This window comes from Enterobacter sp. AN-K1 (genome assembly GCF_020971765.1).
GTDB classification, from domain to species: Bacteria; Pseudomonadota; Gammaproteobacteria; order Enterobacterales; family Enterobacteriaceae; genus Enterobacter; species Enterobacter hormaechei_C.
On the sequence record NZ_CP087390.1, the window covers coordinates 4,620,394 to 4,641,805 of the forward strand.

Genomic DNA, 21,412 nt, shown 5'->3' on the forward strand with positions numbered 1-21,412 from the left:
AATCTCCTTATCCCTGACCGTTCGGGGTTCTTTTCACGTTGAAATTACTGGTTATACCCTGACTTATCGGGCCACCATTATTCAAATCCGCGATAATTGTAGTGAGGGTAATACTACCATCTGAGTTCACAGTTCCCTGAGAATCAACGGTAGCAGAGGTGTAATTCTGCACGATATTGTTGATTATTACACCACTCCCACCCTGCATATCCTTATTGCTGATCACCTTGCCGTTGTCGCCCGGTATCATGTACTGCTTACCGGTACTGGCCTGGTAAATCTCCGGCTTCCCTCGCTCACCGACCTGATAAAGACCTCCTGCATTCACCGGGCCGCCATTGTAACGCATACCGGTTAAAGCAAGGCCCTGTGCCAGGCCTACCGTTGAAGCAATTCCTGTCATGGCAGGAACTGAGTTGGCCCCAAATGAAGCGAGGCTCGCCATGGCGGCGGCAGGAGCCCAAGCTGTAGCCAAGATTGCAGCCTGAGATGCTCCAGCAGCAGTAGCTGCTGCGCCCAATGTCTGCCCTATAATGAAGTTTTTGAGGGCCTCAACCCCAACCTGGACTAGCGCATTTACCACGCTATTCAGCATCGTGTTACCGAGTGAACGCATAGCATCCTGCGCTGACATCGTTCCGGTGATCAGCCCGGTTAACGCATTAGATGCATTACCTGAAAACGCATCTACTGCACTTGTCAGCATGCTGTACCCCAGGCTCTGCTGGCTAAGAAGCTCCCATTGTGCAGCGGTTCTTTGCTGCTCATACTGCGTATCGGCAGCATTTTTAAGGGCTAATGCATTCTGGTGAGCTAATAACCCCTGCTGCTCGAACTGTTGGATAAGGGCCAGTTGCTGAGCGTGCTGATTAGCTAATTGCTGCACTGGATCAACCTGTGCAACTGCCTCTTGTTGAGGCGTCACGGCCTGCTGCGCGCGGATTTTTGCGAGGTTTGCCTGGTGAGTTGCCTCCAGTCGCTCGGATGTCTTATTGAACTGTTCCTGACTGATTTTCTTCGCAGCCAGAGCGGTATTCAGATCCTCAACATCCTGTTTATAGTTGGCGTTTTCGCGCGCTTCTGGCAGGAGCTTCTCGGCTGCGGACTGCGCCTTAATGGCGTTGGCAGTGTCCCATTTTGTTGCGGCGTACTGCCCAGCCAGCGCGATCTGTTCCTTCGTTGCGCCTTTACCAAGTGACTGCTGAGCATTCAGGATCGCCTGCTCGCGACTCAGATTATTGGTTGATTCGGCAGCAAGCTCTGACTGCTGCTTCAGGTTCGCCAGTTTCTGAGCAATAGAATCAGCCTGAGAGGCGCCTTTCTTCTGCTCGGACTGAAGTGTCTTTTGCGCCTGCGTATTTTTGTACGTAGCGGCAGCGTCATCCTGCATCTGCTTAGCATGCGGATCATCCTTCGCAAACCCGGCATCTTCGGCAGCATATTGCGCCTGCAACCGCGCGCGGGCCTCACCCTGTAGCTTAGACAGTGCCAGATTGCGTTCTGACTGCTTTATAAGGTTCTTCTGCCCTGAGGTAAGATTGTCGACCTCTTTTTTCATTCCGGAGAGATTGATCTGGGCCTCGCCAGCTACTCGAACGAGTTCCGTCAGCGGGCCAAGGAACGTCCTTATTGCATCAGCTCCTGACTTTGTCGAACTCTCTGTGCTCTGAAGTTCAAGAACGAGCCTTTGTAGTGCTTCAGGCGTTGGATTGTTCGCCACATCAGAGAGTTGCTTGCTTAGCTCGAATGCGCGCTGCTCAGACACGCCAAATTTATCCGCAAGCGTGGTTACCGTGTTCTGGATCGCGTTGGCGTTAACGGTGAACCTTGCCCCGGCGTTCCTCGCTTGCTCCATGGCTGCCGAGTATGTGCCAGCTGTTGCCCCGACGGTAGAAAGGTTTTTGTTGAATTCATCGATGGACGCAATGCCACCAACGAAAGAAGTCTTCAACTTGTCGGTGAACCCCACGATAGAATTAGAAGCATCATTGATGGATTTAGGGATCTTCGCTATGGCAGCGTTGTACTCAATCATTGCCTGATTTCTCAGGATGGTTGCTGCCTCGGCGTTTGTTCTTGCCAGGTTCGCGTACTTATCAGACAGAGCGGCCACGCCATTTTGGGAAATGGTGATCACCTTATCCATCGCTTCGGCTGCATCTTTCAGCGCGTCCATGGCGTTCTTTCCACCATTAAGCGATGTAATCAGCACGCCAGCAATGACAGAGCTCAGCGCGATCACTGCGCCAACTACCGCTCCGCCTGGACCAAACGCGCCAGCGAGTTGCGAGCCCTGCTGGGCGAATGCTACCAATGCTGACTGACCGCCCTGGACTTGTACGATAAAGTCCTGCACCTGGTAACCGGCCTGCTGCATGCTGGACTTCCAGCCTTTGTTGCTGCCCATCGAAGTATCAGCAGCACCTTTCATGTCGAAGAGCCGCCCGGTCAACTCGCCGATCTTCTGCTTCTCTTCGTCTGTCGCTTTCGACCCGGCGCGGAGCTGTGCAGCAAGAACAGCCGCACTGCGCGCGCCGTTCTCCTGCGCTTCATCCAGCACAGCCAACTGGTTACCCAGCGCCTCGATGATTGATTCTGCACGGCTGAATTCACTGCTCGCACCACCGGTGCCGCTTCTGGCCTCTTCCATTGCACGGGCAATGCCACTCACGTTGGTGTTCAGCTTGCGCAGCTGGTTGTCCATGGAGTTGGCATATCCAGCCAGTTCTGTAAACGCGGCCCCGGTTTGTGAGGTGCTCTCGTCGAGGTTATCCATGCCCTTTCCGGACTGCTGGGCCGCAGCATCCAGTTTATCCAGAGCATCAATGGCCTGTTTGCCGCCTTGTAACAGCGGCTCAACGTCGGCGCTGATTTCATAAACGATGCTACCGGCGTTCTTCTCACCTGCCATCGGTTTCTCCAGATAGATATTCGTTACTTAGATATTGTTTTATCCATAATTTTCAATGATATTTGAATAGCCACCGCATTGATTTCGCGGACCTGCTCTCGAATGGATGACTAAAATGCAAACGAAACTTATTGCCGAATTAAAGAAAATCGAACATGGAATCAAGAAAAATTCTGGGAAGAAAATTCCATATTCCCACCCTGCATACGATCAATTAATTGAGGACTTTTCAGCTCAAGATAAGATATTCAAAGATGTTGATCCAAATGATGTTGATTACCAGATTGCTCATGACCTGATCCTCGCTATTGATAATGAGCTTACCGCTTTACATGATAGAGAGCAGATAATGGGCTCCTTTGGAGACAACCTACCAAGCAGGCCACCATTTAAACGTTTATAAGTTTTGATCTATATGCCGCCATTCTTGTCTTGCCCTTTTTGCTCTTCGGGCAAGATAAGCATCTGCTACGGCGTCGTACTCTTCTCTCGTAAAACCTTTCTGGTCCGGGTATTTCGCCGCCAGCAGCATCTGAAATTCGGTCATCGTTAACTGAGAGGCTTCGGCGCGATTCATGGCGAAGTGGCTGCGAGCTGCGCTGATGTAGTCGAATGCTTTAAACTCTGTAGTGCGCTCGCCTGTTTCATGGCGCTGCAACTGGCGAAGCTTGGCTTTTCCGACGATGCCGTGCTGCATGAGGTGCTGCGCCAGCACGATGATGTCGTTCTTTGGCAATCTGCCCGGTCGGTAGACGACGCAGTGCCGCCACCCCTTCCACTCGCCGATCATTGGTGTCAGGTCGTCATCGCAGCACGATTGCAGCACCAGCATGCACGTTGATAAGAGTTTCTCAGCGGCGCGGTTGAAAGAAGGAGATAGCCATTCAGGAAAGCGCCCCAGCGTGCCAGCGCAAACCTCAATGAGCTGAGCGACATCATTGCCGTGGATGGTGGCGTATGCCTGCACAATCTCTTCCGGAGTGCCGATTCTGGTCATGGCCTCGAATGAAGGTCGCAACAGGTAATCTTTCCCGCCTTCGCAGCTGTCGCTGATAGACAGTTCGCCAATATCGGTTAAAGCAGTCATAGGCCTTCCAGTAAACGGTCATTATCAAGGGCAGCACGCCGCCCTTTGGAATGTCCGTTAGGTAACGGTAACCGTATGCACGGCCACAAAGTTGCCGTCTTCGGTGTTGATGATTATCTGCGCGCTACCGGTGGCGACACGCGTTACGGTAACGGTGTTGCCTGAGGCGGTAGCCGTTGCTTTGGTCGCATCGGTAGTCGCTACAGTGAATTCTTTGTTGGTAGCGCCGGTTGGTGCGATATTCACCGTGAAGGTGCTGGTACCGCCCGCCGTGCCGGTGCTGGTTGTCGGAGTAACCGTCACGCCAGTAACCGCTACAGCAGTCAGCTCGTTCACTTCGATGGTGGTTGCATCGCCTACTTTGAACTCGGTGGATAAAGTGACGATGTCGTTGGTACCGCCGTCTGAGCTCAGCGCCGTGATGTTCATGTAACCGACGAATTCGACCGGGCCGTAGTCCATACGAACCCAGATTCCGGGCTGTTTCTTAGCCTTCAGCTGCGCAGCAAAGTACGTAATGAACTTGCCGATACCGTACTGGTCCAGTTTGTCCTTCTTACGCACTTCACCTTCAAAACTGATAGTGAAATCGCTGTTGGTGATGATGGTTTCGACATAGCCGCCGCCATCATCTGCATCAGATGTAACCGAGTTAGGGTTGAAGTCGAAGCCCTTTGATGTACCCGCAGCCAGAGATTTCCACTCTGATTCTTCAGGTTTTACATCAGGGCAGCCGTCAGCGACCTCCAGCACGATCGCACCGCCGAAAAGGCGCTCGTTCGAGTTAGGGCAGTCAGCCATTTGAAACTCCTCTTTGACGTATAAAAGAAAACCCGCCTGAGCGGGTTATTTGGTTGGGAATGGCTAGTCGCCAAACGCGCATGCAAATTGCAATCGGAAGACTATTCGCCCTTCTTCTGTGAGCACCGGCGCGGGAATTGCGCCCATGTTCTGGATGTATCCGACACACTCGTCAGCCATGGGGTTGGCCTGGACGTAATCTACGATGCGCTGCACGGCATTGAGCGCGTCTTTGCGCTTATCTTTCGCCCCAACGACGTCGACCAGCACGTGATACTCAGAACCTAAATCGGTGCGGATATTCGACCCGCCATTTGGCCTGAATACCATGATCGCCTTCGACAGGTCGCCAGGGTCGTCGTACATCAGCTGCTGCACCGTGAAGCCGGTAGTTAGCCCGGCGTCGCCGAACATGTTGCGCACCCGCTCGTGCATCATGGGTGTCATAGCGAAAGCTCCTTCTTAACGACAGAGTCAACATCTGAACGAGTATTATCGCCAGCCTTCTCAAGGAATTTTGGCTCACCAGCAGGATCCCAGTAATTACCTCCACCTCGTGATAAAGGTCGCGGCTGTCCCTTTAAGGTCCCTTTCGCCTCATGCACATAGATTGCGTAATTTGCTGAGTAGATAATGCGCCCTGTGACCAAGGTGCCACTGGCTTCTACTTCCTGTATCTGTGAATTGATAAGGTTTGATGTGCTTCCAACTGGTGTCATTCTCGCCGCCTCAGGCGCAACGATGAGCAATGCTGATTTGATGGCTCTTAGGACTTTTATCCCTTCAATTTCACCAACGATTCGATCAAGATTCCTTTTCGCCTGGCTGATGCCCTTCACTTTTATGCCCATGGCTACACTCCCGTCAGGATGGCGTAATCATCCGCCAGGCGCTCGAAAGTGTCGGCGTAGCGAATAACCTGCCGCACCTCGTCAGCACCGGCGACAACTGGGTCCGCTTCGGTAGACACGCCAATCAGCAAGTAATCACCTGCGGCCGCCAGCGCAAACTCCGTCCAGACGGTGTTTTTCACGACGATTTCAGCGCCCAGGCTGGCTAACTTCTTGCTGAGCCCGCCCTCGTAATCACAGAGGATTTGCTCAGGTTCGGCATAGCCAAGCGGATCGCCGTATTCGTCATTTCCTTCCAGTTTGCGCCAGATGGTCGCCGTGGCGGTATAGCTCCAGTTCGCTACCGATGACATCAGCCCTCCTTCCAGCGCAGCACCTTCGCGCCAGTCGCCCGGATGCGCGGGCAGTTGATGAACCACTCGCCGTCCGATTTCACGTAGCCGGTAGTCTCCCGCCCGGTGTCGGTCATCACCCAGACGCGGGTGAACGAGCGCGGCAGCCCGTGCTTAACTGATTTGTACGTCATCACTTATCCCCGCACATGCAGCCGCCCTTCCCGATCCAGATGCCAGCAAAAGCCGGTGTTGCTGTCGGGTCGGCAGGGATCAGGGAGTTAGCACAGCCATACTTATCCAGACCTCTCAGGAGATTTAAGGACCCCTTCCAGCGATCTGAGAACGACTGATAGCGGAATGATTCTGACGCCCCGCTCGGGGCGGTGTGGCTGGACACGTACTTGTCACCCTGCCCCAGAGCCATCATGCCCAACAGGTATGACTGAATCAGTAGCGCTGTAGCTGGTGAGTAGTGCTCATCAAGGCATTCCTGAATGCTATTGGCCTGCTCTACGAGCGCCTCTAAGATGAAATCAGGTAGCGTGATACCGACTGACTTCAGATATTCTTTGGCCTTTTCTGTGGTAATCATGCGGGCCTCTGATAAGCCCTCCGAAGAGGGCATAAAAAAACCGCCTTAGCGGCGGCTGTTATTCAGCAGGGAAAAGCTTTTCGAGTTCGCCATCCGGCAACAGCTCACTGAGCTTTCCCGCGCCCAGGGTGCCTTTAAACTCAATACCCAGCTGGGTCAGGCGGTCCTGAATAATCTCTTTGCGAGATTTCTCACCGGTACCGGCATCAGGTGTCGCAGGTTTCAGCTCACCACCAGCCTCGCCTTTCATCAGCCTGACGTTAGACTTCAACGCCGGGTGAAGCTCTTTCAACTCCACCACGTCGCCAACCTTCACGCCGAACCATGGGCGCACAACTTCGTATTTAGCCATGCTGTTTCCTTACGCCAGATTAGCGCCGTAGACAACGCCGGACAGGCCCTGATCGTCTGCGGTAATTTGCAGACCTTCAGCAGACATGATCTGGAAGTTGTAGTTAACGTTAGGCAGTGGGCGCGGCAGCGGAACAACGCCTACAGCCATACCCACCAGTGGTGAGATCACGTCACGGCGACGAACGTACGCAATAAACTCGTTACCGGTCAGAGCGAAGCTCATACGGATTTCTTTCACCGGCGCGAACGGCAGAACCGCCTGCAATACAGTGCCGCTTACAACGCCATTCACCACGTACGGCTGCGCCAGGTTTGCCCAGATTTCCGGGGAAACCCACATTACATCGTATGCGGCGACTTTGTTCGTGCGGGCGGTAGTACCGAATGCGCCTTTACCGAAGAACGCAAAGAGCGCGGTCATGTCGGCAGTAGTCAGGTCGATATTCGCGCCACCAGAACCGGAACCGAGGTTGATCTTCTTGGTGTTTCGGTGGTTCTTAATGCCCTGCGCCGGGTAGGACTGAACCTGAATTTTTGAATCGCCGTTGAGGTAGTAGTTAACCCGCTTCTGGTTGAACTTGCGCATCTTCGCCATCTGCGAATCAAGCACCAGATCAATGCCAACAGAGTTAAGGCCAGCAGCATGACGCCAGTTAACACCGTAACCAGCAGTGAATACCGGAATCGGATCACCGTCGCTCGCGTAATCAGTGTGATCGAAGGAGAACGGCGCCTGGCCATCGATGCTTACTGACACGTCATCAGCGATATCGCCTACCACGTTATACAGCTTGGCGGTTTTACCGACCGGCAGCACCGTCTGAACGCCGATCAGGTCGTTCACGATTTCCATGCCGATTTCTTGATCGCGCAGTTGGAGCACCTGACGGTCAATCTCAGCCCAGAAGTCACGGGAGAAACCGCCAACGGCGTTACAGGCCAGCATGTCAGGCGTCATGATTGCGCGGTTAGCCGCAATGATGGAATCGTTCTGTAGGTTCCACATGTTGCGGTTTGCCCACAGCTCATCCCAGTGCCCGCCAAGGCGGGAGTTAGTCGCCAGCGTCTCTTTTGAGAAGTACATATGTTTTTGTCCTTTTGTTACGCGCCAGCAGCGGCGGCAGTGCCAACGCGCATGCGCACGCGGATGAAGTCGGTGGTGCTGGCCGCGATGGTGTATTCATCCTGGCTGTATCCGATCACTGAATCAGTGTCATCGGTTGCCAGGGTAAACTGACCGGCAGTGCCCAGCTTGATCGGGCTGTCTTTTTTATACGCACCAGGCAGGCAGCGCAGCGCCAGCTCACGACCTTCTTCGACGTAGTTACCTACTGCCGAATCCCCGGCAGGGATTTCTTCGGTGATTGTCAGGCCCTGGTGGTAACCGACATCGATGATGTACAGGCGTCCGGTTAGCGCAGTGGCCTGAGCGAATTCATCGGATGAGTTGATGGTTGCGGCGGTGCCCGGTAGCAGCGCAGCGGCCGTAGTGCGGGTTTCGGTCTTGTACAGAGACTGACCGTCGATATTAACGCGACGATAACGTGGCATTATTCCGGCTCCTTACTTGAAGTGTTCGTCTGCGGCAGGTGCGCCGGTTTCTTTGTACTGCTGAGCATTGTTGGTGCCCAGCGGAGCAGCTTCGCCCAGCGACTTGAACATTGCGTCCAGGGCATCGCCAGAAAGCGCGTTGGCCACGATGTCACCATGGACCTTAGCAACCGCATCACGCTTGGCTTTCTCTTCAGCGCGTGAGTTGGCGGTCAGGGTGTCAGCGAGTTGCTTCTGGTTGGCCTGTAGCGCATCAACCTTTTCCGCGAGAGGCTTAATAGCCGCTTCAGTATTGGTCGCAACAGCCTGGCCGATCATGCTGCCGATTTGTTCCAGTTCTTCTTTGGTTAAAGGCATGTCGCCCTCCGTTTTGTGGTTTGGTGCAGGCTGTTCCTGCGGTGTGAATAGAGCTTTGAATTTGTTAGCGACGACCGCCACCCACGACTCCTGTCGCGCTACTGCGGTGCCGGTATCGTCGAAGGCGATAACGCCGCCCTCAGACTTGTAGCCAAACACCTCAGCGGTTCCGCCGTTACGGATGATTACAGCTTGCGAGTCAGTGAAATCAGCAACCCATGCGTATTCATCCGGGCCCGCTGCAAACTTCGCTTTGGCTGCTCGATCGAGACGCTGTTCGCGCTCCCGGTAGGATTCACCAACCAGCGCGCCCGAGTTAGCCTTGAGCGGTTGGGCCAGATCGGCATTGACCATCAAGCCAACGCCCTGCTCAGGGGTTGCCGCCCCGACTTCGTGCAGCAGGATCGCGTCGTGGTCCATGCTGTGAATCTTCGCCACCCACTCGGCGCCCGTAGCTCTCTGTTGCTCGTTAGGCTCAAGCTGGTCGAGGAAAGCGGCGACACTGGTATGAATAGGCGGAACGTCATCGCCACGCTCAATAGCTGCGACGCGCTCAAGTAGCTCTCGCCCGCCTTCCGACTCTTCAGCTCGAGCCACATCCACCCATTTTTCTACGTAGATACGATTGCCGGACTTCTTAACGTTACGGTTCCACGCGCCTACGTAGCCGACGTTAAGACCTTCAGGAGAAAAGGCCGACACGAACTGACCGTTAACCTGAGGATGCCCAAGCGGTGCCAGGGTGCCTTCCAGTCCCTTATAGTGGGCGTCGATTTGTTCTTGCGTGTACAAGCCGCCATTCATGACGACGTTCGCCGGAAGCGTGTAACTCGGCAGTACCAGATGCTCACGCCCGTTGTATGTTTCGCGCCGGATAGACTGACTGTTCACCTTCGTGGTGATGTTGACCTGCATAGGCATAGTTATTTCTCCGCCCAGGCGTAACCGCGCGCCTGCATCGATTTATATTCCTGTTTGAGTTTCGTGATGGTGTCCGGGTATTCCGGATTACCGTCCGCATCAACCAGCACAGACTGCTGGCTGCATTTGCAGTTGATGGAGTTGCCATCCTTGCTGTACCAGTCACGGACCTCTTCATTGGTGTAGAGGTGGGCATGGCGCACTGTGTGGGTATGTCGGGTTGTCGGTGACAGAGCCGAGATGTGAACCAGAAGCGTTTTAAGGCCGTAAAGGTCATTCGCCTCCTGGTCTTCATCCCATTTAGCCCGGCGCAGCGCGGTCGTCACTTCAGTGCGTGCTATCCGGTTCGCCCGGCGCTTCTCGATGCCGGTCTGGTCTGTCAGGTTGCGGGCAATGTCCAGCGGATTGAGTCCACGGCCCACGCCATCAGTCAGCACGCGTGTCATATCTCGCTTAACGTCAGCAGTCAGACCCTTCATTTCCTCAAACACACGGGCATGCAACAGCGCCATGCGTTGCTGGTACGGGTCGCTTGCGAGAATTGACGCTAACGACTCACGACCAGCGGCGTACACCGGCGACTGCTGGCTGAGGTTGTAGAACGACTGCCCGGTCCCTTTCTCCGAAGCCAGATCGATGTACTCGTAAAACCACAGGTCGTAATCGCCACCTTCAAGCAGCACCTGATCAACCAGGTAACTGGCATCGTTCAGGATGATGGAGAGTAGCGTTGGGTTTAGCTGGTATTCGTATCTGGCGTTTACTGCGAGGGAGGAAGGTATTTTGTCGAGTGCTGATTTGTAAGCTTTGCCAATCTTATTCATCCGCCTGGCGAAGTCTTTCATTGCCCGGCGTTCCAGCGCATCGGCTCCGGTCGGATCCTGATAGTTACGCGGAAGAATCGGTGGCTTCGCCTTCTTCGTCGCCATCCTCTTCTCCTAAAGGCTCTTCGTCGTCATTGTCATAGCCCGCAGCCGTGCGAATCTCTTCACGGGTGAACGCGGGTTCATCGCCGCTGCCCTGCATGGTCTGGTTAATCTCACCCATGGTCTTGGCGTTAGTGAGCTTCTCAGTACCGGTCTGTTCGTTCAGGTCATCCCAGATAACTGCTTTCTGGCTGACTGAATCGACGATCTGCAAGTCAATAAGCTTGTCGCAGAAGTCCTCTATCTCGAAAGCGAGGTCTACTCGGCGCGACTGACAGCGAGCATTAAAGTATTTCTGGTCTTCAGTGCTGGACCGCTCAGCCTGCTGGTTACCAACCAGAATGCGCGTAGGAATATCAACTCCTGCGGCGGCTGTTTGCAGGTTTACGTTATAGGTTGGAGACGGATCAGAAACCGGAGAAACGAGGGAGGTTACGCTGGCCCCCTGGAGAGAAAGCAGCACATCATTTCCGCGATTCATCTCGCGAGCAGCGTCATTAAATTTATCCTGCAACTCATCTACTTTAACGCCGTACATAGATGCAATGCTGCCAAAGTCGATTTCCTTGTCGAAACTAAGTGCTAACTGGCGAGCGGCGTTCTTCAGGAATGACTCACCAGACCCGCCCTCTACCTTCTCCAGGCTCACAAAGGCGTTATAAGCTGGCTCAAGGAAGCCAATAGCATCGTCTGAGTAATCACCAAGGATGAAAACGCGGTCGGGATGGATATTAACGCGGCGGCTTGAGCCATTCGGCAAGCGTTCGGCGTACTGCCACATTTTCGGCTGACCGTACGTATTCGAGTTCAGGCCAGTGTCCCACTCACCAACCGTTAGCGATCCGGCCCACGCCACGGATATTTTCTGAAGACCTCGCCCTTTGATGACCGGAAGGCTCCAGTCTTTTTCGTCGCGGATGTGCAGAAGGATTCCTGCATAACGACCGACAAGGCGACGGCGATCCGCCTCGGCAAATGAGCGCCAGAACCGGTTGTTGAATACCTGTTTGGACTTTTTCTCCCAGGCGGTTTCTTTGCGCTTTTTGTCTGCCTGATCACCCTCGATGATTTCCGGGTTAGTCTGCCAGCACTTGCCCACCAGTTTCTCAACTGCACCGTGAGCGATACCACCGCGACGGTACAGGGCATAAAGGTTTTCGTAGGTTACCTGCCCAGGGAAGCCATACTCGCACCATGCAGAATGGCGCTTATTGTCCAGCCCCATCGTTGGCGCCATCAGTCCCATACGGGCGCGCGCCATCTGCGCATCGTTAAGAGCGTGATTTACCGCAAGTGTTAATTTATCACTCATTCGTGCCTCGCAAATTCGCCATGAAGACTCTCCCTCATCTCAATTAGCCAGGCCTCAACTACGCCTCTAGATGTAGAGAACTTGCGGTGGATTTTTCCGTTATCCCAAATTCGCCCCTGCCACCCGCAGTTTTTTGAGTGCCACGAAAGCCCCTTAACGCCGGATGAGTTATCTTTCCGAAGTGGGGTATTCTTTAGGTTTTCTGCTCTCGTTGCTGGGCGAAGGTTTTCGAGTTTGTTATTGGTGGTATTGCCGTCTTTGTGGTCGACATCAACCGATGACCCAAGCGCGCCATGCATCAATACCCATACCACTCTATGGGCAAGATACTTTTTCTTATTGATGGTGACGTAGTAGTAACCACGCGCGCCGTTGTAGCTTCCAGCATGGTCTCCGGCTTTAACTCTCCCAGAGCTTTTTATCCACACCAGGCCAGTTGGACTTAAAGGGCTGTATGCAACACACTCCCGGATTTTATGTATGTCTAAGCCCCCGTTATCACCAACGGCGAGAGTTAATTTGTCAGTCATGATTTATCCGTTGGTGGAGTTAAGGCATGAAAAAGGCCACCTAAGTGGCCTCAACTTATTGGTAGCTTTTCACCTTTATCGTATCGCCCTTAAATTGCTTCTGAAGAGCCTCTAGCAGAGCTGATTCCGTCTTCCCATTAGCGAGAACATCTTTTAGCTTTACCTGAATGCCAACCGTTGAACCCTTCGCGATTCTCTGGAAAATGACGTTTTTGAAATGATGTTGCATAACTATCTCCTTATAAGCACATCGTTAATAAATAACGTCAATTCTTGGTGAATCTTTAATTTTTAACGCAATCTTTTGGGGATCATCACCCCGGCCATCTGGCCCTTACGCTTAATGTGACCGTCGAGGCTGTAGCGGATACCGTCCCAGCAGTGCTCATAGCCATCGGCGAGCTTCGGCAACACCTCACCGGTAATGCGGTCCGTTTTGTACGACCACATGCGGGCCTCACGTGCCACGTTTTTGCAGCGCGGATGGATAATGATTTCGTCGAAGCCGCGAAGATGGGCGATCCCGTCCTCAACGCTACCCTGCCATTTCTCAGCTGCTGAAATATTGAAGCCCTGCCGCCTGAGATAACTGATTGTCTCAGGTCGCGCAGAGTCAGCTTTAATTGGCCAGTCCCGCGCGCCAGGAATCGTGTCGTACAGCTCAGGCATGTGATCGAGCTCTGTCTGCTGACCGTATGCCTCGTATTCGATGTACAGCCGGTTGTGAAGGATGAACGAGCGCACCAGCGTGTTAGGGTCTTTGGCGAATCCGAAGTCGGCACCAAAGAACAGGCGCTCAGCTTCTTTCCAGAGGTTTTCCGAGAACTCAGCGATCCGGTATTTACCGGCCAGCACCTGCTTGTCAGAGTTTTCGAGGTAAGCACCCTCCCACACCCATGCGTATGTTGCCGGGTCAAGTCGGCGCTGATCGTTCTGTCGCTCACCTTCCAGCACGTCTGGGAACCAGGGGTTATCCGTATAGTTCATCTCAACGGTGATGCAGTCGTCGCCTGCCTCTTTGCGGAAACGCTTATCCGTGGCGCTGCCGTCGCGCTCCGGGTTCCACGTCACCCAAATCTCTGATCCCTCTTCACGAACGGTAGGGCTCAGCTTCTGCCAGGCTATTTCGCTGACTGATTCAGCCTCGTCGACCCAGCACAGCAGGATGCGCGCTTTCGACTTGATGCTGTCGAGGTTATGCCGGAGACCGCAGAACACGTAGTTAACGCTCTTGTCGATGGTGCGGATGTACTTTTCGCCGATGTCAAAGTTGGAAGCCAGCCATGGAACAGACAGGATCGCCTGTTTCACCTCCTGCATGCTCGACTCTTCCAGCGAGTTCATGAACTCACGCGCGCAGAGCACTACGCCGCTTTCACCGTTCATCATCGACTGATACGCCTTTACGGCAGTCATCAGGGCGAATGTGCGCGTCTTGGCGCTGCCACGTCCACCGTGCGAGCATCGATAACGCTTATTCACCGCAGCGAACAGCGGCGCAAGCTTGGCGGGGATCGGTAGTTGAACGGCTTCACTCATGATTTCGGCTCAACGGGGAGCAGCTGGATGACAGTCGGCTTCGGAGTCATAGTTCCGTCTGAAGATTTGTGATCGATTTCCTGGCTGACTTTGTCGCCGTACTTCTTCGGGTTCATGCGGGCCAGAGCCCATTTTCGCGTGTCGATGCGAAGACGTGCTTTAGCTACTGCGGCAGCCTCTTCATTTACGCCGTCAGCGATATCGAACATATCTTCGAAAATAGCGTCTGCGCGTGTCTCAGTGGCTTTCGCGTATTGGTCGCGAAACTCTGCATGTTGTGCCAACCAGCGGAATACCGTCGCCTTGTTAGGCATCCCTGGTCGGTCACAAACTTTGCGCAGGCTTTCCCCATCGGCAAGCAGTGAACAGATGTCAGCAGCCACCTCTGGTAGATAATCAGAAGGGCGGCCAGTCTTTTTTTTGGTCGCCATAGTTTGTTACTCCGCTGTTAGTTCTTCTGGCTGTTCGATCTGCTCTGCCGGTACTGGCGTGAACTGCACACGCTTCACATCGGCCGGAGCGAAGTAAAGCCACTCGCCCGTCTCGGTCGCCAGCGGCACAAAGCCGTTCACCAGTTCAGGCTGACGTCGTGACATCTTGCCCGTGAAGGTTTCGCCTGTTTGGGTGGTTAGCGTGATTTGGTAGATGTCAGCCATTTAGCTCCACCTTCGCGCCTTCTGCGACAATCTCTTTCTTGAAGCAGATATCGGTTAACCAGTGCCAGTTAGTCATTGCCGCGACAAACAGCAAGGGCTTCATGTATGGGCGAAGTGTCATTTTATAGGTTAGGGTGCCAATCATAATTTACCTCTGCTTGTCATTATCGAAGCCCCTCAATGAAGGGCTTCTGTAATGCCGCGATCAGCCAATAAGTAATTCCGGCTGCGTTACCTGCATGATGTGCTCATGTTCGAGCTCCAGGACGCGCTTCTCTTTCTTCCGCTCGTTCATCAAACGGCTTCCGATCGTGCCTTTCAGCTTTGAGCGCGTTTTTTGATGGCGTAGCGATGCTGCAATTCTTCACCCATCGCCATGCGCCGGTTTAGCTGCTCGGCCATCCAGTTGAAGGCATTGATGTAACACTCCTTCACTGCGGCAGCTGTTTTGCCAGTGAATCCCATCACTAGCATCATGCATCCGTCGCGGGTGATGTTATACATAGGCTGAACATCGCCATTTTTGTCAATGAAATCAATGGGCGCAAAATTGCGCTGGGTGAAGTCATCGGAGCATTTCAGGTTACGTATGGCACGCAAAACGTCTTTGTGTCGCTTGCCAAAGTAATCCGCCACCTTGAGTGATGTGGTGATTATCTTGTTGTCGAGGGTCGTGACCATTTCGCGGAAGTCGAAGGCCGGAATAACTGACGGATTATTCATAGCGTCTTTACCTTTTAGAAAGTGAGCCTGTCTCACAGAAAAGCCGCCCGAGAGAGGTCGCCACCTATAACGGCTTTTCTCAGGCTCGCTTACTGAAAGGCTCTCGTTGATGTGCGCGTGAGATGCGCATAAAAAAGCCCCGCTATTGCGAGGCTCTTGATGATTCGATTTTCCTGATTGCTGCCTTATCCAGATTGCACTGCCCCAGCGCCGTGTAGAGCTGAGCGTTTAACTCGAGACTTGCCTGCCATGTGAACGGAACCACCATTCCGGGGATCGGTGTGTCTGCGGTCAGGTCAGCGCTTATCGGCACCACCGGTGCCGGAACGTAAACTGTCTGCGTATTCCCGCAGGCTGTCAGCAGCGGCAGAAGGAACAAGCTGGTTAGCACACGGATCGCCTTCAAGTGCCTGCCTGATGTAGACAATGCGCGTTTCGCCTTTTTGGGCCAGTTCGTTCTTTGCATTCTGGGTAGCCTGTGAGATATCGCGAATGAGGTTCATCGTGGTGATCACGTTATTGGTGATCGCCTCTGATGTGTCGGCCCTGACCGTCGCCTTATCGCGCTGGTCTTTGTAGGTGATGGCGTTGTCGCGGTAATGGTTAATCGTCCAGGCCATGGAGACCAGCAGACAGATAACGAAAGCACAGATGATTGCTGTTAACCGGCTCATTTAACACCTTCCAGGCAGAGCGCCTTTTCTTTCCCTGCTCGAGTTACCAGACCAGGCAGAACCTTGCCGCCTCCCCATACCCAGCGAGGGAACTGGTTGCATGCCGCCGTGATGTCTCCACTTCTGAGAAGAGAGAACATCGTGGAGGTGCGCATGTTCCCACAGCCAGCACGAAACGTTACCGATACAGCTGCTGAGAAAGTATCGTCAGATAGCTTTCTGCCATTCCCGTAACGGTTAACGCAGGACTCAGCATCAAGGATGTTGCGCTCCCATTCGGCTGCGATCTGCTGGTCAGACTTAACGGTGCCAAGCTTCACGCCATGCGTGTTCCCCATACCGTCAGTCAGCACACCGGCCGGGCAGACATATGGATCTCGTCGGCAAGATTCAGCGTTGCCGATTAACTCCAGCCCGCGCTCGTTAGTCCGGACGTGTCCCGCATTCATCACAATAGCGATGATCGTTCCTACGGAGCAGACAATGCCCGCCGCGCCGCTTTTCTTACTCAGTTTCAACTGTGCCACCGGAAATTCTCCGCATTGCCTCCGTAACCACCTCGGCGGCAGCCGGACGATCGGAGTGAGGTTTTTTACCTACATCAGATAAGTAGTTTTCCAGCAGCTGGGTTCGTTTCCTTTCCTCAGCCATACGCTCACGCTCTTCTTTCCGTTTTGCGTAATAGGTTTTTATCGTGAAGAACGCTGATACCAGCGCGCCGATAATAAACACGTAATCCTGTAGGCTAAGCAAAGAGAACAGTCCCAAGGCCGCCGACCACCAGTACGGCAGATCGTGTCCATTTGTTGGGTTCATACGTTGCATTCCACACCTCCGGGCCCGGGGTGCTGTGTCGTAGTTGGGAAAAGGCCGTCAGACACGATAGCTACGGGGCATCTGGAATTGATTGTCTGCGGCCTGAATAAAAAACCCGGCGACAGGCCGGGAAGATGAGGGTAAGGCAATGCCGGCTCTCTGGCCGTAAATACCTTGGCTGGTTTTGGCTCGCCTGGCTGGATTCGAACCAGCGACCAACCGCTTAGAAGGCTGGTGCTCTTTCCACTGAGCTACAGGCAATAAAAAAGGCCGCCTGAGCGACCTGTTTGTTGAGTTGCACATTCACCACATTTTGAGTCCACGCAAAAAGCCTCTGAAGCCTTCAGCGTGTTTCCTGTAATGCGATGTGCACTCATCAATAACATCATGAGCTGACACAAAGCGAAGCGACTTACAACCGACCTCTTTGTGCAACTTGTTTTTGACGTTGAATATTCGAACACTAAAAGCATCATCCACCTTTCTGATTTCGTAACGATAGGTGATGTTGTTAGTGCCGCCAACATAAAGCTGGAAGTTCTTCATGATGAGGACTCTCTGTTTTAACTGGAGGCCACATTTTACATAAGTAAAAAATGATTTTTAACTTTTAACGACCACTTGGTTTACAGAAAGCACAAAAAACAAAGCCCCGCACGATGGCGAGGCTCTCAATTCTTTGTCGACCTACGAAGCTATGGCGACGATATCAGATTTACATGAAATGTATGCTATTTAATTGACTTTTGCAATACCCTGCTGCGAAAAAGTCGCCTTTTGTTGTGATCGTGTTCTCAGAGTGCAACGGAGAGAATCACCATCAAGCCGATTAAAGATGGAGCACATGCCCCGCCAGTAGTCGGCGTAGTTATGACACCAGTTATCAGGCTTAACGCCGCACAGAGCCGCCAGGTCCTGGTGCTGATACACGTCCTTGCCCGCCAACTCTGCTTTCACGTCCTGCGCCGCCAGCCAGATAAGCTTCTTCAGGCGCTCCAGCGTCTTGCCGGCCACCTTCTTCGCGCCGAGCTGCTCCAAGAACTCGGCCCACGCCCACTGAGTGATCGCCACCTGGTACTCGAAGCGGATATTCTCGCTGTAGTTCCACAGAAGCCAAGCTTTCTGGTGGTCATCCAGCGACAGGACAGCGCGGCGCCATGATGCTGTCACGAACTCCACCGGACCCACCAGCGCGATGGACGATCCCTTAGCGCGGGACTGGCTACCGCTCATCGGCGGGCCGTCCGGGTTGACCATGCGCTGCTTATCTTTGTCGAATACCTTTTTCCGTCCCCTGCTGCGCGCAGTCGCGGTGAATTGCGCGTTCTCGGCGAAAGCTACCAGCTGCCCTTTCGTCGCCCCGCTCAGATCTGCGGTCGCCACAATGAGCTGCTGACGTACGTATTCCAGTTGCTGACTGTTCATGCGGCTTCCTTCTGTGGCTGGTTGGTTTTGGTCTGGCTGTGCTTTGCTACTGGGGGCATGCAGGCGCGCTTAACGCTTTCTGCCTGGTACCGCAGGAAATCGGCGTGGCTCATGCGGCCTCCTGTCGGCGTGCCCGGCGTTTTTCCAGCGCGCGGGCTTTGCGTGTGAAAATGGATTTGATGCGCTGAAGGTATGGGATATCGAAGCGGCGCGGATCGTTATCAGATTCAAGGCGCTCGACACGTTCCTGTCCGATACGCTCAATCAGACGGATCCGGTACTCGACAGCATTGCCGCTCAACTGCCGGTTGCAGCGGGTGCAAGCGGAGTGGACGTTAAACACGTTGAATTTGAGATGCGATGCAGCGCCGCGCGAACGGTAATGGCTGGCGTCAATGGCGCTGCCTGTCAGGTAATTGCTCTTGCCGATGAGTGGATTGCCGCAGCTGACGCATTCTTTTCCCTCGTCCCGGATCCGTATGTAGCAGTTGAAGGCCGATTGGGCCTCTTTATCCCACTGAGCTTTAGTCTTGAATGACTCGCGCTTGGCCTTGCGACGCTGGCGTCCTGCCTTCTCTTCGGTGCGCTGGCGCTGCGCCGCCTTCTGCTTAGCGGCTTCACGGGCTTTTGCGGTCTGTTCTTTGCCGATCGCGCTGGCGCACTCGAATGAGCAAACTACCTGCCCGTCGCGTACCGGGTGGAACCACTGGCGACAGGCTTTATGGGCGCACTTGCGGCGCGGTAACTTAGCCATGCGCTCTCCTCGCCGCGAGACGCAGCCATTTCTGATCAACCAGGCGGGCGGTGTAGCCCTTCAGTGTCGGGATATCGGACGGCTTAATCGCGGGCTTACGCTTGCGGCGCGCCGGAACGTTGAAGATATGATTTGTGATGACGCGTGCGAGAGGATTACCCACGGGTAGCCCTCCACTCTTGCGCCCAGGCGATGCGCTTACTGGATGCTTCGGAGAACTTCACGCTGCGGTCGGTACCGAACCAGTAAATCGCCTCAATGACGTCAACCATGTAGCGCTTGCTGGATTTGGATGTGCGGACGCCGAAATAAACGCGTCCGCCGTTGATGCCCGGCGCGGATTTCTGCTCCTGGTCCTGGGTCTGATTCACCAGCACGGTGATCAGGTCTTTCCACTCTTCGCGGGTAAGCTTTTCGCCGTGCCAGACAACCTGGTCAGACAGGTCCTTCAGCAATGGCCACATCAGACGGTTTTGCTTATCTGTGCGGGTCTCTTCCCGGGCCTCGACCACCATCGGCGCGCGAGGGTTTACCGGCAGGGTGCGAATGTACGCAATGAGGTTTTCTTTAACGGTGTCGTTAACGATGCAGTAGTGCTGTTTCATGCGCCACCTCCGAGAGGTAACGCAGAATGCAGAAAATCGCAGGTGCATTTCTGCATCTGTGAAAAGGTGAGGAGTTCAGATTGTGGTCGCATTTAAGTCCCCTTAAATGCGCAGAAGTCACCGGAGTTGTTCAGGCTCCGATGACATGATTATGGCTTGATGATTATTGGAAATCAACGCGGGGAGAACATCGTTTGCAAGATTTTGTTTTTAATACAGTTACCTTTCTAGCTACCTGCGTTCTTTCCGAAGGGATTACCTTAGACTCCAAACCCTAACACAAATTCAATAATTCATCTCGCCTCATGGGCAATGTCTGGATTACCATGTCAGCACTAATAACTAATTAGCCTGGTGGAATATGAGCATCGTGGTATTTACCACTATCATTACTGGTGTTTGTGTCTTTGTGACGGGTCACATTCTTGTAAAGGGCATCTTGGACCCTTACCTCTCTTTCAAAGAGCAGTTGGGGATGGTCTCAGCAATTCTTTTACGGGAGCAAAACAAGATTATTAACTTAAGCGCCAGTAATGAAGTGATTGACGAAATAAAGCACGCTTCGGCCCTACTGCTTTCAAAATCTAACGCGGTCCCCCTATATGGCGCTTTCGTTAAATTACGTTTACTTCCTCAGCATAAAAGCATAATTAAAGCATCGAGAAACCTGAATCTTATAGCGAGTACTTTGGAAGGGGCGAGCAATATCACCCCCAGAAAAGACTATGTCCTCGTTAACGACTCTCTCAATGCTATAGGTCGTGATTTGAGAATCATTGTTACCTATAAAGGACTATAACAAATACATTAAAAAGAATCCCCCTGCTGCGGTGCTGCTGGCAGTGGCATCCAGTGGGTTATATCTACGCCCAAACGCAGGTCATAGCCTTCTGCATGAACGTATAACTGTGCGTCGCCTCTGCCGCTAAAATTTGATGAACTAACAATACCGCAATCTCTCAGGCCATCATCCTTGCAGAAATAGAATATCTCTGTGCCGATGTCTGGCATACGCTCACTGCAAGCCACCCAACCACCCGGAATCACCGGAGAGTTGCCAGCCTCATACGCAACGCGCAACCAGTGGAAAAACACCTCCGTCATCACGCATCCACATTCGACGTCAATAGTGCCTGTCTGCTGAGAAAGCCACTGCTCGAATGGCAACTTGTTAGCCGTCGTTACAGGTTCGGATTTACCCTGATTTATGCCGGTGGGCGACTCGGCAATTTTTGGCGAAGAATCCAGAGCTGGAGCGGTCTGCATGGTGGTGGGCGTCTCGGCGTTTTCGACACCCTGAAGCATGGCGGCGCGGCAGTCATCAAGAGCCCGGTTGTACCACTCCGCGCAGCCACCACCGACTCTACGCCCTTTGTACACCCACCATCCATCCGCATCATTACGCTTAATGGGCTCAGGAACAGATACCGGCGCTGGCGGGGCGGTGTAGAGCTGTCCCGGATTGATGTCATGACGACGCAGGCGGACATCACAGATTCGCTCTTCGTTTGGCGAAGACCATGCAACAACATCAGCCACAGGCTCTGCTTCGAGCGATGCCAGCGCGATAGCAAACAGCTCGTTATCCATCGCCAATCCATCAGCGGACGGGTCCCTACCGATACGGTATTTATTGATTGCCGTTACTTGTTTGATACGGGCTATTAACTGTTCTTTGGTGAAGGTGATCAT

The 21,412-nt window shown here is 53.5% G+C and carries 32 protein-coding genes, 1 tRNA gene and 1 pseudogene; 2 read left to right on the plus strand and 32 right to left on the minus strand.

Going from position 1 to position 21,412, the window contains the following annotated elements; translation table 11 throughout:
* Positions 1 to 7: 7 nt before the first annotated feature.
* Positions 8 to 2,911, minus strand: coding sequence for a tail protein (tape measure) (locus LOC22_RS21910; RefSeq protein ID WP_230239213.1), 2,904 nt, complete (start codon positions 2,909 to 2,911; stop codon positions 8 to 10).
* A 115-nt stretch (positions 2,912 to 3,026) separates the two neighbouring features.
* Between LOC22_RS21910 and LOC22_RS21915 the strand changes: the two genes are divergently transcribed.
* A complete protein-coding gene (locus LOC22_RS21915) occupies positions 3,027 to 3,314 on the plus strand; it encodes a hypothetical protein (RefSeq protein ID WP_213811998.1) in 288 nt (95 codons plus the stop codon).
* Here the strand turns inward: LOC22_RS21915 and LOC22_RS21920 are convergent.
* The 30 genes and pseudogenes from LOC22_RS21920 to LOC22_RS22070 all read right to left on the minus strand — a co-directional run bounded on the left by LOC22_RS21920 (position 3,309) and on the right by LOC22_RS22070 (position 19,720).
* Positions 3,309 to 3,998: a DUF6246 family protein gene (locus LOC22_RS21920; RefSeq protein WP_230239214.1), complete on the minus strand. Its 690-nt coding sequence runs from the start codon at positions 3,996 to 3,998 to the stop codon at positions 3,309 to 3,311. The genes LOC22_RS21915 and LOC22_RS21920 overlap by 6 nt on opposite strands.
* A gap of 57 nt (positions 3,999 to 4,055) precedes the next feature.
* Entirely contained in the window at positions 4,056 to 4,799 is a 744-nt protein-coding gene (locus tag LOC22_RS21925) for an Ig-like domain-containing protein (RefSeq protein ID WP_230239215.1), read from the minus strand.
* A gap of 63 nt (positions 4,800 to 4,862) precedes the next feature.
* Entirely contained in the window at positions 4,863 to 5,246 is a 384-nt protein-coding gene (locus tag LOC22_RS21930; RefSeq protein ID WP_230239216.1) for a hypothetical protein, read from the minus strand.
* Positions 5,243 to 5,650: an HK97 gp10 family phage protein gene (locus tag LOC22_RS21935; RefSeq protein ID WP_199008872.1), complete on the minus strand. Its 408-nt coding sequence runs from the start codon at positions 5,648 to 5,650 to the stop codon at positions 5,243 to 5,245. Before LOC22_RS21935 ends, LOC22_RS21930 begins: the two co-directional genes overlap by 4 nt.
* Before the next feature lie 2 nt (positions 5,651 to 5,652).
* A complete protein-coding gene (locus LOC22_RS21940) occupies positions 5,653 to 6,003 on the minus strand; it encodes a hypothetical protein (protein WP_006808949.1) in 351 nt (116 codons plus the stop codon).
* Entirely contained in the window at positions 6,003 to 6,176 is a 174-nt protein-coding gene (locus LOC22_RS21945) for a hypothetical protein (RefSeq protein ID WP_006820518.1), read from the minus strand. Before LOC22_RS21945 ends, LOC22_RS21940 begins: the two co-directional genes overlap by 1 nt.
* Entirely contained in the window at positions 6,176 to 6,577 is a 402-nt protein-coding gene (locus LOC22_RS21950; RefSeq protein WP_128613384.1) for a hypothetical protein, read from the minus strand. The genes LOC22_RS21945 and LOC22_RS21950 overlap by 1 nt, the downstream gene beginning before the upstream one ends.
* A gap of 58 nt (positions 6,578 to 6,635) precedes the next feature.
* Positions 6,636 to 6,929: a hypothetical protein gene (locus LOC22_RS21955; RefSeq protein WP_128613383.1), complete on the minus strand. Its 294-nt coding sequence runs from the start codon at positions 6,927 to 6,929 to the stop codon at positions 6,636 to 6,638.
* Positions 6,930 to 6,938: 9 nt separating this feature from the next.
* Entirely contained in the window at positions 6,939 to 8,015 is a 1,077-nt protein-coding gene (locus tag LOC22_RS21960) for a major capsid protein (RefSeq protein WP_230239217.1), read from the minus strand.
* 17 nt (positions 8,016 to 8,032) lie between these two features.
* Entirely contained in the window at positions 8,033 to 8,482 is a 450-nt protein-coding gene (locus LOC22_RS21965; RefSeq protein WP_032669780.1) for a hypothetical protein, read from the minus strand.
* Between the two features lie 12 nt (positions 8,483 to 8,494).
* Positions 8,495 to 9,760, minus strand: coding sequence for a hypothetical protein (locus LOC22_RS21970; RefSeq protein WP_230239218.1), 1,266 nt, complete (start codon positions 9,758 to 9,760; stop codon positions 8,495 to 8,497).
* 2 nt (positions 9,761 to 9,762) lie between these two features.
* A complete protein-coding gene (locus LOC22_RS21975; protein WP_230239219.1) occupies positions 9,763 to 10,689 on the minus strand; it encodes a phage minor head protein in 927 nt (308 codons plus the stop codon).
* On the minus strand, positions 10,649 to 11,998 hold the full coding sequence (locus LOC22_RS21980; RefSeq protein WP_063436838.1) for an anti-CBASS protein Acb1 family protein: 1,350 nt from the start codon (positions 11,996 to 11,998) through the stop codon (positions 10,649 to 10,651). Before LOC22_RS21980 ends, LOC22_RS21975 begins: the two co-directional genes overlap by 41 nt.
* Positions 11,995 to 12,528 carry an HNH endonuclease gene (locus tag LOC22_RS21985; protein WP_017383020.1) on the minus strand — a complete coding sequence of 178 codons (534 nt, stop codon included), beginning with the start codon at positions 12,526 to 12,528 and terminating at the stop codon, positions 11,995 to 11,997. The genes LOC22_RS21980 and LOC22_RS21985 overlap by 4 nt, the downstream gene beginning before the upstream one ends.
* A gap of 55 nt (positions 12,529 to 12,583) precedes the next feature.
* Positions 12,584 to 12,757 carry a hypothetical protein gene (locus tag LOC22_RS21990; protein WP_154819277.1) on the minus strand — a complete coding sequence of 58 codons (174 nt, stop codon included), beginning with the start codon at positions 12,755 to 12,757 and terminating at the stop codon, positions 12,584 to 12,586.
* A 62-nt stretch (positions 12,758 to 12,819) separates the two neighbouring features.
* Entirely contained in the window at positions 12,820 to 14,067 is a 1,248-nt protein-coding gene (locus LOC22_RS21995) for a PBSX family phage terminase large subunit (protein ID WP_230239220.1), read from the minus strand.
* Positions 14,064 to 14,498: a hypothetical protein gene (locus LOC22_RS22000; protein WP_045335929.1), complete on the minus strand. Its 435-nt coding sequence runs from the start codon at positions 14,496 to 14,498 to the stop codon at positions 14,064 to 14,066. Before LOC22_RS22000 ends, LOC22_RS21995 begins: the two co-directional genes overlap by 4 nt.
* 6 nt (positions 14,499 to 14,504) lie before the next feature.
* On the minus strand, positions 14,505 to 14,723 hold the full coding sequence (locus LOC22_RS22005; protein WP_230239221.1) for a hypothetical protein: 219 nt from the start codon (positions 14,721 to 14,723) through the stop codon (positions 14,505 to 14,507).
* Positions 14,716 to 14,868, minus strand: a complete 153-nt coding sequence (locus LOC22_RS22010; protein WP_001514188.1) for a hypothetical protein — start codon at positions 14,866 to 14,868, stop codon at positions 14,716 to 14,718. The genes LOC22_RS22005 and LOC22_RS22010 overlap by 8 nt, the downstream gene beginning before the upstream one ends.
* Positions 14,869 to 14,928: 60 nt before the next feature.
* Positions 14,929 to 15,446 (minus strand): annotated as a pseudogene (locus LOC22_RS22015) (Rha family transcriptional regulator).
* Positions 15,447 to 15,742: 296 nt separating this feature from the next.
* Positions 15,743 to 16,120, minus strand: coding sequence for a DUF2570 domain-containing protein (locus tag LOC22_RS22025; RefSeq protein WP_047642424.1), 378 nt, complete (start codon positions 16,118 to 16,120; stop codon positions 15,743 to 15,745).
* Positions 16,117 to 16,569: a lysozyme gene (locus LOC22_RS22030; RefSeq protein WP_223866363.1), complete on the minus strand. Its 453-nt coding sequence runs from the start codon at positions 16,567 to 16,569 to the stop codon at positions 16,117 to 16,119. Before LOC22_RS22030 ends, LOC22_RS22025 begins: the two co-directional genes overlap by 4 nt.
* Before the next feature lie 55 nt (positions 16,570 to 16,624).
* Complete coding sequence (locus tag LOC22_RS22035; protein WP_032141950.1) at positions 16,625 to 16,945, minus strand: hypothetical protein; 321 nt, start codon at positions 16,943 to 16,945, stop codon at positions 16,625 to 16,627.
* Between the two features lie 176 nt (positions 16,946 to 17,121).
* Positions 17,122 to 17,197: transfer RNA gene (locus tag LOC22_RS22040), tRNA-Arg, on the minus strand.
* Positions 17,198 to 17,239: 42 nt separating this feature from the next.
* Positions 17,240 to 17,482, minus strand: a complete 243-nt coding sequence (locus LOC22_RS22045) for a hypothetical protein (protein ID WP_126775512.1) — start codon at positions 17,480 to 17,482, stop codon at positions 17,240 to 17,242.
* A gap of 189 nt (positions 17,483 to 17,671) precedes the next feature.
* A complete protein-coding gene (locus LOC22_RS22050; protein WP_230239222.1) occupies positions 17,672 to 18,361 on the minus strand; it encodes a bacteriophage antitermination protein Q in 690 nt (229 codons plus the stop codon).
* A complete protein-coding gene (locus LOC22_RS22055; protein WP_149002054.1) occupies positions 18,358 to 18,474 on the minus strand; it encodes a hypothetical protein in 117 nt (38 codons plus the stop codon). Before LOC22_RS22055 ends, LOC22_RS22050 begins: the two co-directional genes overlap by 4 nt.
* The gene (locus LOC22_RS22060) at positions 18,471 to 19,115 is read right to left on the minus strand and encodes a recombination protein NinG (RefSeq protein WP_196344439.1); all 645 of its coding nucleotides are present in this window, start codon (positions 19,113 to 19,115) and stop codon (positions 18,471 to 18,473) included. The genes LOC22_RS22055 and LOC22_RS22060 overlap by 4 nt, the downstream gene beginning before the upstream one ends.
* Positions 19,108 to 19,278, minus strand: coding sequence for a NinE family protein (locus LOC22_RS22065; protein WP_109948456.1), 171 nt, complete (start codon positions 19,276 to 19,278; stop codon positions 19,108 to 19,110). The genes LOC22_RS22060 and LOC22_RS22065 overlap by 8 nt, the downstream gene beginning before the upstream one ends.
* Entirely contained in the window at positions 19,271 to 19,720 is a 450-nt protein-coding gene (locus LOC22_RS22070) for a recombination protein NinB (protein ID WP_196344440.1), read from the minus strand. Before LOC22_RS22070 ends, LOC22_RS22065 begins: the two co-directional genes overlap by 8 nt.
* A gap of 361 nt (positions 19,721 to 20,081) precedes the next feature.
* Here LOC22_RS22070 and LOC22_RS22075 point away from each other — a divergent pair, with 361 nt between their 5' ends.
* The gene (locus LOC22_RS22075; RefSeq protein WP_048981893.1) at positions 20,082 to 20,519 is read left to right on the plus strand and encodes a hypothetical protein; all 438 of its coding nucleotides are present in this window, start codon (positions 20,082 to 20,084) and stop codon (positions 20,517 to 20,519) included.
* An 8-nt stretch (positions 20,520 to 20,527) separates the two neighbouring features.
* On the opposite strand, the gene LOC22_RS22080 is transcribed toward LOC22_RS22075, so the two are convergent.
* Positions 20,528 to 21,412, minus strand: a complete 885-nt coding sequence (locus LOC22_RS22080) for a DUF551 domain-containing protein (RefSeq protein WP_230239223.1) — start codon at positions 21,410 to 21,412, stop codon at positions 20,528 to 20,530.